Origin of the sequence: Streptomyces alboflavus, assembly GCF_000716675.1 — a bacterium.
Taxonomy (GTDB): Bacteria; Actinomycetota; Actinomycetes; order Streptomycetales; family Streptomycetaceae; genus Streptomyces; species Streptomyces alboflavus.
The window spans coordinates 38,919-51,417 of sequence record NZ_JNXT01000001.1 but is presented as its reverse complement, the minus strand read 5'-3'; the positions used below and the strand labels follow the sequence as shown (position 1 = coordinate 51,417).

At 75.0% G+C, this 12,499-nt stretch carries 12 protein-coding genes; 5 read left to right on the top strand and 7 right to left on the bottom strand.

Annotated features, from left to right (window positions below; translation table 11 throughout):
* Nucleotides 1–134: 134 nt before the first annotated feature.
* From OO63_RS00250 to OO63_RS00240, 3 genes are read left to right on the top strand one after another with little or no spacing between them, the layout of a single operon-like run.
* Nucleotides 135–677, top strand: coding sequence for a hypothetical protein (locus OO63_RS00250; RefSeq protein WP_234310950.1), 543 nt, complete (start codon nucleotides 135–137; stop codon nucleotides 675–677).
* Nucleotides 678–681: 4 nt separating this feature from the next.
* Nucleotides 682–3,615: an ABC transporter permease subunit gene (locus OO63_RS00245; RefSeq protein WP_030356075.1), complete on the top strand. Its 2,934-nt coding sequence runs from the start codon at nucleotides 682–684 to the stop codon at nucleotides 3,613–3,615.
* On the top strand, nucleotides 3,612–4,301 hold the full coding sequence (locus OO63_RS00240; RefSeq protein WP_030356074.1) for an ABC transporter ATP-binding protein: 690 nt from the start codon (nucleotides 3,612–3,614) through the stop codon (nucleotides 4,299–4,301). The genes OO63_RS00245 and OO63_RS00240 overlap by 4 nt, the downstream gene beginning before the upstream one ends.
* A gap of 7 nt (nucleotides 4,302–4,308) precedes the next feature.
* Here OO63_RS00240 and OO63_RS00235 read toward each other — a convergent pair whose 3' ends face one another.
* Nucleotides 4,309–4,863: a LysM peptidoglycan-binding domain-containing protein gene (locus tag OO63_RS00235; RefSeq protein WP_078618750.1), complete on the bottom strand. Its 555-nt coding sequence runs from the start codon at nucleotides 4,861–4,863 to the stop codon at nucleotides 4,309–4,311.
* 249 nt (nucleotides 4,864–5,112) lie between these two features.
* The gene (locus OO63_RS00230; RefSeq protein ID WP_030356072.1) at nucleotides 5,113–5,757 is read right to left on the bottom strand and encodes a LysM peptidoglycan-binding domain-containing protein; all 645 of its coding nucleotides are present in this window, start codon (nucleotides 5,755–5,757) and stop codon (nucleotides 5,113–5,115) included.
* A 593-nt stretch (nucleotides 5,758–6,350) separates the two neighbouring features.
* Between OO63_RS00230 and OO63_RS00225 the strand changes: the two genes are divergently transcribed.
* Together OO63_RS00225 and OO63_RS46490 are read left to right on the top strand one after the other, a co-directional pair.
* Nucleotides 6,351–7,157: a hypothetical protein gene (locus tag OO63_RS00225; RefSeq protein WP_030356071.1), complete on the top strand. Its 807-nt coding sequence runs from the start codon at nucleotides 6,351–6,353 to the stop codon at nucleotides 7,155–7,157.
* Between the two features lie 185 nt (nucleotides 7,158–7,342).
* Nucleotides 7,343–7,702 (top strand): hypothetical protein, encoded by a 360-nt coding sequence (locus OO63_RS46490; RefSeq protein WP_051810388.1) that lies wholly within the window; start codon nucleotides 7,343–7,345, stop codon nucleotides 7,700–7,702.
* Nucleotides 7,703–7,816: 114 nt separating this feature from the next.
* Here the strand turns inward: OO63_RS46490 and der are convergent, their stop codons facing one another.
* The 5 genes from der to aroH form a co-directional block, all read right to left on the bottom strand.
* The gene (der, locus tag OO63_RS00215; protein WP_030356069.1) at nucleotides 7,817–9,319 is read right to left on the bottom strand and encodes a ribosome biogenesis GTPase Der; all 1,503 of its coding nucleotides are present in this window, start codon (nucleotides 9,317–9,319) and stop codon (nucleotides 7,817–7,819) included.
* 73 nt (nucleotides 9,320–9,392) lie between these two features.
* Entirely contained in the window at nucleotides 9,393–10,115 is a 723-nt protein-coding gene (locus OO63_RS00210; protein ID WP_030356068.1) for a lysophospholipid acyltransferase family protein, read from the bottom strand.
* Nucleotides 10,073–10,777 carry a (d)CMP kinase gene (gene cmk / locus OO63_RS00205; RefSeq protein ID WP_193560843.1) on the bottom strand — a complete coding sequence of 235 codons (705 nt, stop codon included), beginning with the start codon at nucleotides 10,775–10,777 and terminating at the stop codon, nucleotides 10,073–10,075. Before cmk ends, OO63_RS00210 begins: the two co-directional genes overlap by 43 nt.
* Nucleotides 10,778–10,973: 196 nt before the next feature.
* A complete protein-coding gene (locus OO63_RS00195; RefSeq protein WP_030356066.1) occupies nucleotides 10,974–12,059 on the bottom strand; it encodes a prephenate dehydrogenase in 1,086 nt (361 codons plus the stop codon).
* The gene (gene aroH / locus OO63_RS00190; RefSeq protein WP_030356065.1) at nucleotides 12,056–12,418 is read right to left on the bottom strand and encodes a chorismate mutase; all 363 of its coding nucleotides are present in this window, start codon (nucleotides 12,416–12,418) and stop codon (nucleotides 12,056–12,058) included. The genes OO63_RS00195 and aroH overlap by 4 nt, the downstream gene beginning before the upstream one ends.
* Nucleotides 12,419–12,499: the final 81 nt, after the last annotated feature.

Sequence of the window (12,499 nt, the reverse complement as noted above, 5' to 3'; positions counted from 1 at the left end):
GTCGGTCCGGGCGAAGAGCACCCGGTGCTTTCAGGGTCAGCTTCCAGAAGGCATAGTGCAAGCCATTGGCCGACATGAACAGACCTGTCAGTAACAGACCTGTCTGACTTACGACGTCTCCCAGGGGGGCCTCGATGCGGGCGGCACGAACGGACCGGCGATCTCCCACGGCGTCCTCGGCTGCCTCCCGCGCGGCCCGGCTGCGCGCGGTGCACCCGATGCTGTGGGCGGCGTTCGCGGCCCTCGCGACCGGGGCGGTGCTCTGCGTGATCGGCTGGTACGGCATCTCCGGCGAGCGCTTCGCCGAGCGCCAGCTGCCCTACATCGCCTCGTGCACGGTGCCCGGCGCCGCGCTGATCGTGGCGGGCGCCGTGCTCCTCGCGCACGGCCGCGGGGCGCTCGCGGCGGCGCGGGTCGAGGAGTTGTACGGGCTGCTCGTGGCCGTGGAGGGGCAGGATCCGCTCGGCGCGCGCGCCGAGCGGGCGGCGGCGCCCGTCGCGACCAGCGACGACCTTCTGCTCGTGCCCGGCGGCAGGCTGCTGCACCGCGCGGACTGCCCGCTGGTGGCGGGGAAGCCGGACGCGGTGACACCGGACGCGGACGTCCTCGCCGCCGGCGCGACGGACCCCTGCCCGATCTGCGCGCCCCCGACGGACGCGGCCCGCGCGGAGGCCTGACCCGGTGGCCTCCCTGAGCTACGACCTCACGCTGGCCGGGCTCTCCGTCGGCAGCGCCGCCGCCCTCACCGGCATCGGCCTGATCGTCACCCACCGCGCGACGGGCGTGCTCAACTTCGCGCACGGCGCCATCGCGATGGTGTGCGCGTATCTGTTGCGCCACCTCACCGTCGAGTGGGACTGGCCGCTCTGGCTCGCCGCGGCGGTCACCCTCCTCGTGGTGGCGCCCGCGATCGGCCTGGTCCTCGAACGCGTCGTCTTCCGGCCGCTCGCCGTGCTCGGCGGCGACCCGGCGCAGACCCTGGTCGCCTCGATCGGGGTCTTCGTGCTCCTGGTCGGCGGGGCGGCGCTGATCTGGGGGCAGGGCGCACGCGCGGACGTGCCGACGCTCGTGTCGGCGGACCCCTGGGGGCAGTTGGCGGCGGCCGTGGTCCTCGCGCTCGCCGTGTGGGGCGGCACGCGCTTCACCCGCTTCGGCGGTGAGCTGCGGGCGGTGGTCGACGACCGGCGGCTCGCGGTCCTCGCCGGGATCGACGCGGACCGGGTCGCGGCGGCGGGCTGGGCGTTCGGCTCGTTCACGGCGGGCCTCACCGGCGTGCTGCTCGCGCCCTACGTCCGTCTCGACCCGTACGGCATGCCGCTGCTCGTCATGGAGGTCGTGGCCGTCGCCGTGGCCGCCCGGATGCGGAACCTGCCGGTGGCGGTCGTCGTGGCGCTCGGCATCGGCGTGGCCCAGAGCCAGCTGACCCGCCTGCACCCGTCCGGCTGGGGCGAGCCGCTGCTCCAGGCGGTCGGCGCGAACCTGTTCGTGGTGGCGCTCCTGATCGCCGCGCTCGTGCTGCCGGGCATCGGCACCGGGGACGCCCTGCCGCGCACCGCCACGGCCCGCGTCCCCACCCCGCCCGGCGCGTGGATAGTGGCCGTCGTCCTGTTCTTCCTGCCCCTCGGCTTCGCGGGCTCGGACCTCACCACGTCCGTGCAGGTGCCCGCGCTCGGCGTCATCCTGCTGTCCCTGGTGGTCGTCACGGGCCGGGGCGGGCAGATCTCGCTGGGGCAGGCGGCGTACGCGGGCCTCGGCGCCCTGTTCACCGCGCTGCTCGCGGCGGGCCGCTTCCCCGGCCTGCCGGAGCTGCCGACGCTGGCCGCCCTCGCCGTGGCGGTGCTGCTGGTCGCGCCGCTCGGCCTGCTCACGGGCTGGCCCGCGATCAGTCGCCACGGCCTGGCGCTCGCCCTCGCCACCTTCGCGGTCGGCGTCGGCGTCAGCCGCTTCGTGTTCGCGCAGCCGTACGCCACGTCGGGCCTCACCCTCGGCCGCCCGGCCGGCTTCGACGGCGACCGCGCGTACTACCTCCTCGAACTCGCCCTGCTCGGGGGCGCGCTGCTGCTCGTGGCGGCGCTGCGACGCGGCCGCACGGGGCGGGCGCTCGCGGCGATGCGGGACCACGAGGCGGGGGCCGCGGCGGCCGGGGTGCCCGTGCGGACGCTGAAGCTCGGCGCGTTCGTGACGGGCGCGGCGCTCGCGGCGCTCGGCGGCGGCATGCTCGGCATGGGCTTCCAGGCCTTCGACCCCGCCGCGTACGACCCCGTGCGGGGCCTGCTGTGGTTCGCGGCCGTGGTCGTCCTCGGCGCGGACAGCCTGCTGGGCGCGCTGCTCGCGGCGGCGCTCCTGGTGGGCCTCGACGCGGGCGCACGCGGCGGGGTCGCGGCGGCCGTCATCGGCGTCCTCGCCGTCCTGATCGGCCGCTTCCCCGGCGGCCCCTACGAGGCCCTGCGCGCGGCGACCCACCGCCTCCACCGCCACCCCCATCTCACCCCCCTCGGCCGCGCGGTCCGCACGGCCCTGCTCGGCCCCCCGTCCGAGCCCACGCCCCCGGCGCGCACACCACACCCACCCGCACCACTCGCCCCCACGGCCCACCACACCGGCACCCCGGCGTCCCGGACGCCCCCCGGCCACATGGACGCTCCCCACCCCACCAGCAAGGCCGCACCCCCCGGACCGCAGCCACCTGAACGGCGACAGCCGCCAGAACCCCCAGCACCGACGGAACCACCCCACCAACCGGCCTCGTTCGAACTACCGGCCCCCTCCGGCCCTCCGGAACCACACGCTCTGCCGACACCGCACGCCCCGCCGACACCACCCAAGCCACCGGACCAGGCCGCCCCACCGGCACCACACGAACCGCTCACCCCACCGGCACCACGCACCCCCCAGGAATCAGTCGGCCCACCCCGCCCCACCTCCCTGGAAGCCCACGGCCTGTACCTCTCGTACGACGGGTTCACCGCCCTCCACGACGTCTCCCTCACCGTGCCGCCCGCCAGGGTGACCGCGCTCGTCGGGCCCAACGGGGCGGGCAAGAGCAGCCTGTTCCACTGTCTGGCCGGGGCGCTGCGGCCGGATCGGGGGCGGGTCGTGTTCGGGGGGCGGGACATCACGCGGGTGCCGGCGCACGCGCGGACGCGGATCGGGGTGGCGCGTACGTTTCAGCAGCTCGCCGTGTTTCCGACGCTGACGGTCGCCGAGAACGTACGGGTGGGGGCCGAGCGGGGCCGGGTGCGCGACCCGGCCGCGTCCGACCGGGCGCTGCGCCTGTTCGAGCTGGACTCCGTGCGGGACCGGCCCGCCGAGGGGCTGCCCACCGGCACCCTGCGCCGCGTCGAACTGGCCCGGGCCCTCGCGGGCGACCCGCACGTGCTGCTCCTGGACGAGCCCGCCGCGGGCCTGGACACCGCCGAAGTGGCCGCTCTGGCGCGGATCCTGCGGGCGCTCGCCGCGGACGGCACCGCCCTGCTCGTGGTCGAGCACGACCTGGACCTGGTGGCGGGCCTCGCCGACCGCGTGTACGTGCTCACGGCGGGCCGCGTCGTCGCCTCCGGCCCCGCGGACCAGGTGCTCGACCCGCGCCCCGCCCCCGAAGGCGGCCCGCCATGAGCCACGCCCTGGAACTTTGCGCGGCCCGCGTGCGCTACGGCCCCCTGGAAGCCCTGCACGGCGTGAGCCTCATCGCCCCCGCCCCCGGCCTGACGGTCCTCCTCGGCCGCAACGGCTCCGGCCGTACGACCGCCCTGCGCGCCCTCGCCGGGACCGTCCCGTTGTCCGGGGGCGCCGTCGTCTGGGGCGGCGCGGACATCACCCGGCTGCCCGCCCACGAGCGCGCCCGTCGCGGCCTGTGCTTCGTGCCGGACCGGCAGGCCGTCTTCGGCTCGCTCACCGTCGCCGAGAACCTGGAGCTGGCGCACGCCCGCGGCGACCGCACCACCGCGCTGGCCGCGTACCCGGAGCTGCGCCCCCTGCTCGCCCGGCGCGCGGGCACCCTCTCCGGCGGCGAGCAGCGCATGCTGGCCGTCTCCCGCGCCCTGCTCGCCGCAGGCGAGGGTGCCCGCGCGGTCCTCGTCGACGAGCCCACCCAGGGCATGTCCCCGGCCGTCGCGTCCCGTACGTACGGCCTGCTTGAGGACCTGGACGCGGGCGTGGTCGTCGCCGAGCAGCGCCTGCCGCCCGGACTGCGCGGGCGCGCGGGCCGGGCGGTGGTGGTGTACGAACTGCGCCGCGGGGAGGTCGTGTTCGCCGGGGAGGCCGCGGAGGTGCCTGCGGATCGCCCCGGCGCGGCGGGGTGAGGTCGCCCTACTTGTCCGGGACGACCAGCACGGTCCCGGGGGTGAGCCGGTCCGGGCTCGGGCCGACCGTCTTGCGGTTGGCCTTGTAGAGGGACTTCCAACCGCCCTTGAGGTGGTGGCGCCGGGCGATGGAGCTCAGCGTCTCACCGCGCTCGACCACGTGCGTGATCCGCACCGGAAGCAGCGCGTACCCGTCGAGCCCCGCCGCCTTGACCTTCTTGGAGCAGACCGGCCAGGCCTTCCAGCCCTGGTTGCGCAGCACCTTCTGGGCGATCCTGATCTGCTGCTCGCGGGTGGCGAGGTCGGCGCGCGGCGCGTAGGCGAGGCCGCCGTGCTCCACCCAGGTGGGCTGGTAGAACTGCAGGCCGCCGTAGTAGTTGTTCCCCGTGTTGGCGTTCCAGCGGCCGCTGGACTCGCAGTGGGCCAGGCAGGCCCAGGGCCCCTCGGCGCGGGAGCACTCGTAGGCGTACCGGGTGGCCTCAGCGCCCGGCCGCGGCGGCGTGGGCGACGCGGCGGCCGACGGCGCCAGGAGCGAGAGGGCCGCCGTGGCGAGCAGAGTCACGGACCGGCACCGAAGACGCGTGTTCGACAGCGGGTGCATCGGGTCACGCTAAGCAGATCATCAGTCCGGTACGGGGCTCGCCGCGCCGCCGCCCCGGCGGGCCCACCCGGTCGGACGACGGGGCGCGGCCGCCCCGCGTCGACGCGGGGCGAGAGCCACTGACGCCGCGACCGGTCGGGCCCGGTCGCGGCGTCAGAGCTGTCGAGTTGTCAGGGCAGCTCAGCCACAGAACCGCAGAGCGGCCTCGCGTCAGACCACGAGCCGCTGCCCCGGCACGATCACGTTCGGATCGCCGCCGATGACCCCCTGGTTGGCCGCGAAGATCCGCTGCCAGCTGGTGCCGTGCGCCGCCGCGATGCGGCTGAGCGTGTCGCCGGACCGCACCGTGTAGTTGCCCGAGCCGCCGGGCGCCCGGTACGCGGTGCCCCGGTCGCTGCGGGGGGCGCGGTACGTCGGAGCGGGCTGCTCCGGTGCCGCCTTCGGCGCGGTGGACCTGGGCGCCGCGGGCTTCGGGGCGGCGGGCGCGGACCCGCCGGGCGCGGAGCCATGCGCTCCGGCGCGTGCCGAGCAGGACGGCCAGGCCCCCCAGCCCTGGGCGCGCTGGACCTTGGCCGCGACGGCTATCTGCTGCGCCTTGGACGCCTGCGCGGCCGTCGGCGCGTACGCCGTGCCGCCGTACGCCCGCCAGGTCCCGGCGGAGAACTGGAGCCCTCCGGAGTAGCCGTTGCCTGTGTTGATCTGCCAGTTCCCGCCGCTCTCGCAGCGGGCGATCCGGTCCCACACTCCGCTGTCCGCGGCGGCCTGGCCGCTCGCGGCGAGCAGTGCGAGGGGCGCGAGGAGCGCGGCCCCGCCGAGCACTGCCGTCCTGCGAATGTACTGGGGACGAACGGACATGAATTTCCCTCTCCAAGGACCCGGGCTCCCCCGGGCTCCGCAGGGCCCCGTGCGTATCCGACGCCGGGATCCCGCCGAGCCCCGCCCGCCGGCCGGGCGGCGCGCCGCCGTCCCGCCGCCGGGACCCGTCCGGATCCGTGGCGGTCGATGAGGCTGCGCGGCGCCCTGCCGCACCGTGGCGCCGGAAGTCCGGCCGGTGCGATCGGCGGTCGTACCCGAGCGGTGCTCACTGCACACGGCGGTGGAATCTAGGAGCGCTCTCGCCCCGCCATCAACCGGATCCTCGTCATTCCAGGCCAGTCGACTGTTACCGGGAGTATCGTCGAGTTCCGGACACCCACTTAATTGCCTGATTACGGGATATACCACCCCGCGTCCGAATCGATCTGTGACTCACTTCACCGCTCCAACTCCCTTGCCCTCAGCAGACGTTGACATGGAGTGACTGATTCCGCCCATCAACTCACGCTCCGCTCAGGACAGTTCAATTCCGTTCGCCCCCGTGCGTGACTTGCACCACTGATCGCCCGTTGTCTCCTTCATGAGCCGGGCACCACCCGGACACCCCACGCATCGATTCCGAGGAGCCACCCGTGCCGCGCATGCTCGACCTCAGCGACGAGGTACGCGCCGAGATCGGCGATGAAGAAGCCGACCGCCTGCTCGCCGGGCAGAACGCCCCGGGCGCCTACGACTGCACCTCCTGTCGCACCCCCGGCGACTCGGACCGCGAGCGCACCAGCACCGTCCTGTTCGTCGGCGACGAGACCGCCGTGCTCGCCTTCGCCCACGCCTCCTGCCTGCCGTCCCAGATCGTCGAGGTGGCCGAGGAGCAGCTCCAGGGCGCCGTCCGCTCGATCACCGGCGAGGCCGCCGACGCCGGTGTCGCCCCCGACTCCGCGGTGGCCCTCGGCGGCCGCCCCGAGCAGGCCGTGCTCGGCGTCACCAGCGGCCTCGTCCTCATCGAGGGCGAGCTGCGGCCCGCGCTCGTCGTGGAGCCGACCGGGCCGATCGCCCGCCCCGGTGCCGCGCCCGGGGGCGGCGACGACTTCCTGCCGCTCCTGATCGAGCAGGGCTTCCTGCCGGTGACGTCCCTGGACGGGGTGCCGCCGACGCTGCACGGCTGGTCGGTGCTGCTCGCCGTGGGCCAGCTGCACGCCATCCTCCAGCCCAACGCCGCGGGCGGCCCGCAGGTCGCCTGGTGGCAGGCGCACCAGCCGCTCCAGGTCACCGAGGGCTGGCGGGCCGCGGCCAACAAGCTGCAGTCGGTGCTGCTGTTCGCCGCGCCCGCCGGTGCCATCGGCCGCCAGCCCCGCGAGGACCTGCTGCGCGACGCCCTGGACCGGGCCGCGGGCCGCGGCCAACTGGTCGCGTGCGGGATGCCGTTGGCCGGTACGTGAGCCTGGCCCACCGGCCGTCCGCGCGCCGGGCACCCGGCGCGCGGACGGCAGCCCCGCGGCCACTGCCGCCTACCAGGCGAATGGGGCGCTTTCCCCCGCATCCGTCCGGCCCCGGGGTCGTTGGCCCGGACGTGCACGCATACGATCCCTCACCCCACCGGCCGTACCAGAGCCCCATCCCGTCCATGCGCACGGCGCAGGACGCCTCGGGCGCCCACTCGGCCACGCCGATCTACGACGCGCTGTACTCGGAGTACATGAGGGCCTTCCGCGCCCTGCCCGGCGACAGGACCGGCGAGGAGGAGCTGAGGTTCAACGCGTTCGGCACCGCGCCCTACGGCGCCCAGCACGGCGGCATGCGGCACGACCCGCGGTACGAGCAGCGCCACCCGGCCCGGCACGACCCGCGCTACGACCCGAGGCACGACCCCCGGCACAGCCCCTTCCACGTCGCCCGCTACGGCCAGCCGAGCCAGGCCGACCACACCGGCTACGGCCAGCTCTTCCCGGCCGCGCTGCCGCCGGGCCCGCGCCGCGAGCGCTGACCCCACCGTCCAGGGGCCCCGCCCCCCACAAGCCGATGCCCGGCCTTCCCCGTGGAAGGCCGGGCATCGTCGCGTGCGCCCGCGGGCCGGGGCGCCGTCCGCCCCGTACCGCCGCTACTTCTTCTTGCTCTGGGTCTTCTGGCCGCGCTTCTCGCGCACCCGCACCGAGATGTGGATCGGGGTGCCCTCGAAGCCGAACTCCTCGCGGAGCCTGCGCTCCACGAAGCGGCGGTAGCCGTGCTCGATGAAGCCCGACGCGAACAGCACGAACCGCGGCGGCTTCGTGCCCGCCTGCGTGCCGAACAGGATGCGCGGCTGCTTGCCGCCGCGGACCGGGTGCGGGTGGGCGGCGATCAGCTCGCCGAGGAAGGCGTTCAGACGCCCCGTCGGCACGCGCGTCTCCCAGCCCGCCAGGGCCGTCTCGATCGCCGGGACCAGCTTCTCCATGTGCCGGCCCGTGCGCGCCGAGACGTTCACCCGCGGCGCCCAGGCGACCTGCGCGAGCTCCGTCTCGATCTCCCGCTCCAGGTAGTAGCGGCGCTCCTCGTCGAGGGTGTCCCACTTGTTGTACGCGAGGACGACGGCGCGGCCCGCCTCCACCGCCATGGTGACGATGCGCTGGTCCTGCACGCTGATCGACTCACTGGCGTCGATCAGGATGACGGCGACCTCGGCCTTCTCGACGGCGGCGGCGGTGCGCAGCGAGGCGTAGTAGTCGGCGCCCTGCTGCAGGTGCACGCGCTTGCGGATACCGGCGGTGTCGACGAACTTCCAGGTGACGCCGCCGAGTTCGATCAGCTCGTCGACCGGGTCGCGGGTGGTGCCCGCCAGCTCGTTCACGACGACGCGCTCCTCGTTCGCGACCTTGTTCAGGAGCGAGGACTTGCCGACGTTCGGGCGGCCGATGAGCGCGATGCGGCGCGGGCCGCCGATGGCGGTGCCGAAGCTCTGCTCGGGCGCCTCCGGCAGCGCTTCGAGGACGGCGTCCAGCATGTCGCCGGTGCCGCGGCCGTGCAGCGCGGAGACCGGGTGCGGCTCGCCGAGGCCGAGGGACCACAGCATCGCCGCGTCCGCCTCGGCGGAGGGGCCGTCGACCTTGTTGGCGCACAGCACGACGGGCTTGCCCGCCTTGCGCAGCAGGCGCACGACGGCCTCGTCGGTGTCCGTCGCGCCGACCGTGGCGTCCACGACGAAGACGACGGCGTCGGCCGCCTCGATCGCGTACTCCGCCTGGGCGGCCACGGACGCGTCGATGCCGAGGACGTCCTGCTCCCAGCCGCCGGTGTCGACGACCTTGAAGCGGCGGCCCGCCCACTCGGCCTCATAGGTGACGCGGTCGCGGGTGACGCCCGGCTTGTCCTCGACGACGGCCTCGCGGCGGCCGATGATGCGGTTCACGAGTGTCGACTTGCCGACATTGGGGCGGCCGACGACGGCGAGCACCGGCAGCGGGCCGTGCCCGGCCGCCTCGATGGCGCCCTCGACGTCCTCGATGTCGAAGCCCTCTTCGGCGGCGAGCTCCATGAACGCTGCATACTCGGCGTCGCCAAGCGCACCGTGGTCGTGCTCGGCGTGCTGGGCCGAGCCCTCGCCCTCGGGCTGGATCTGGTCGTTCATGAAGTCCGTACCTCGTCGTTCATCGTGGTGATCGGTGGTCCGGCGCGCGCCGGGCCACTACTGAAAGTCTTACTCAGCGCCCGGTGAGGCGCCTGGCGTTCTCCAGGTGGGCGGTGAGCTGTCCCTGGATGCGCACGGTCGCCTCGTCCAGCGCCTTGCGCGTACGCCGCCCGCTGCCGTCACCCGCGTCGAACGGGTCGCCGAAGACGACGTCGACGCGGCTGCGCAGCGGCGGCAACTGCTTGACCAGCCGTCCGCGCCGCTCCGTGCTGCCGAGGACGGCGACGGGCACGATCGGCGCCCCGGAGCGCACCGCGAAGTACGCGAGGCCCGCGCGCAGCGAGGCGAAGTCGCCGTCGCCCCGGGTGCCCTCGGGGAAGATCCCGAGAACCCCGCCCTGGTCGAGGACGGCCAGCGCGTCCGTGATGGCCGTGCGGTCGGCGGTGGTCCGGTCGACCTGGAGCTGGCCGATGCCCCGCAGGAACGGTCCGAGCGGCCCGACGAACGCTTCCTTCTTGATCAGGAAGTGCGTCGGCCGGGGCGCCACGCCCATGACCATGGGGCCGTCGACGTTGTGCGAGTGGTTCACGGCGAGGATCACCGGGCCGGTCGCGGGGACCCGCCAGGAGCCCAGGACGCGGGGCTTCCACAGGCCGTACATGAGGCCCACGCCGATGCGGCGGCCGACGTCGGCGCCGCGCTCGGAGGGGGTGACGCGCGGGGCGGGCGCCCCGGGCGTCGATGCGGCCGGACTCACTTCCCGGCCCGCTTCTCCTCGACGAGCGTGACGACGCACTCGATGACCTGCTGCAGCGTGAGCTCGGTGGTGTCCACCTCGACGGCGTCGGCCGCCTTGGCGAGCGGCGAGGTCTTGCGGCTGGAGTCGGCGGCGTCCCGCTTGATGAGGGCCTCGCGGGTGGTGGCGACGTCGGCGCCCTTCAGCTCGCCGGAGCGGCGGGCGGCGCGGGCCTCCGGGGACGCCGTCAGGAAGATCTTGAGGTCGGCGTCGGGCAGCACGGTGGTGCCGATGTCCCGGCCCTCGACGACGATGCCGAGCTCGGCCGCGGCGGCGATCGAGCGCTGCAGCTCGGTGATCCGGGTGCGGACCTCGGGCACGGCGCTGACCGCGCTCACCTTGGAGGTGACCTCGGGGGTACGGATCGGGCCCGCGACGTCCGTGCCGTCGACGGTGATGGTCGGGGCCGACGGGTCGGTGCCCGAGACGATCTCCGGCTTGCCGGCCGCGGCGGCGATCGCGGACGGGTCCGTGAGGTCGATGCCGCCCGCCACCATCCACCACGTGATCGCCCGGTACTGGGCGCCGGTGTCCAGGTAGCTCAGGCCGAGCTGGGCCGCGACGGCCTTGGACGTGCTGGACTTCCCCGTGCCGGAGGGCCCGTCGATGGCGACGATCACGGGGGCCGGGCCTGCGGCGGCGGTCTTTTCCACGGATTCCACGGGGAGCGGACACCTTTCTCGGTGCGGGGGACGGGGTGGGCCGCCTGCTCGGCGCCCCGCACAAGGTTACTGGCTCCGGAGTGGGCCCCTTCCCGGTGCCGGGCGAAGGCCGCCCGCCGTCCCTTCCCGGCGCCGGGCCGAGGCCGCCCGCCGCCCCCGCTCTCGGCGCACCGCTCCCCCGGCCCGCCGCCTCAGCTCACTGCCGCAGCGACCAGCCGCGCTCCCGCAGCCCCGCCGCGAGCCCCGGCGCCGCCTGCGGCTCGACCATGAGCTGGACGAGGCCCGCCTGCTGGCCGGTGGCGTGCTCGATGCGGACGTCCTCGACGTTCACTCCGGCCCGCTCCGCGTCGGCGAAGATCCGGGCGAGCTGGCCGGGCTGGTCGTCGATGAGGACGGCCACGATCTCGTACACGGCGGGTGCGGAGCCGTGCTTGCCGGGGACGCGGGCCTGGCCCGCGTTGCCGCGCCGCAGCACTCCCTCGACGCCGGTGACGCCGCCCTGCCGCTTGGACTCGTCGGCGGACTGCAGGCCGCGCAGCGCGGTCACCGCCTCGTCGAGGTCGGTGGCGAGCTCCGCGAGCAGGTCGGCCACCGGTCCCGGGTTCGCGGACAGGATGTCGATCCACATCCGCGGGTCGGAGGCCGCGATGCGGGTGACGTCACGGATGCCCTGGCCGCAGAGGCGTACCGCCGCCTCCTCCGCGTTCTCCAGACGGGCCGCGACCATGCTGGCGACGAGGTGCGGCATGTGCGAGACGAGCGCGACCGCCCGGTCGTGGGCGTCGGCGTCCATGACGACGGGCACGGCCCGGCAGAGGGCGACCAGTTCCAGGGCGAGGTTCAGGACCTCGGTGTCGGTGTCCCGCGTCGGCGTCAGGACCCACGGCCGCCCCTCGAAGAGGTCGGCGGAGGCCGCGAGGGGCCCGCTGCGCTCCCGGCCCGACATCGGGTGCGTGCCGATGTACGGCGCGAGGTCGAGGCCGAGGGACTCCAGCTCGCGGCGCGGGCCGCCCTTGACGCTGGCCACGTCGAGGTAGCCACGGGCGGATCCGCGCCGCATCTCCTCGGCGAGGGTGGCGGCGACGTGTGCGGGCGGCACGGCGACCACGCACAGGTCGACGGGTCCGGCCGGCGGCTCGCTGGTGCCCGCCCCGAGCGCGGCCGCGGTGCGCGCCTGCTCGGGGTCGTGGTCGGCGAGGTGGACGGTGACGCCGCGGCGGGCCAGGGCCTGGGCGGCGGAGGTGCCGATGAGGCCGGTGCCGATGACGAGGGCGCTTCTCACTGGGCGATGTCCTTGCGGAGTGCGGCGGCCGCGCCGAGGTAGACGTGCGCGATCTCGGACCTCGGCCGGTCGGATTCGACGTGGGCGAGGATCCGCACGACGCGCGGCATGGCCCCGTCGATGTCGAGTTCCTGGGCGCAGATCAGCGGCACGTCGGCGAGGCCGAGCTCGCGGGCCGCGGCGGCCGGGAAGTCGCTGTGCAGGTCGGTGGTGGCCGTGAACCAGATGGAGATCAGGTCGTCGACGGTCAGGCCGTTCCGCTCAAGGACGGTGGTGAGCAGCGCGCCGACCTGCTCACTCATGTGGTCGGCCGCGTCCCGCTCCAGTTGGACGGCGCCCCGCACCGCTCGTACCGCCACCGTGCTGCTCCTCGCTCGCGTACATCCGTCGTGCTGTCCCGCTGTCTGCGTGACCAGGGTAGTCAGCGCCCAGGGCACGCG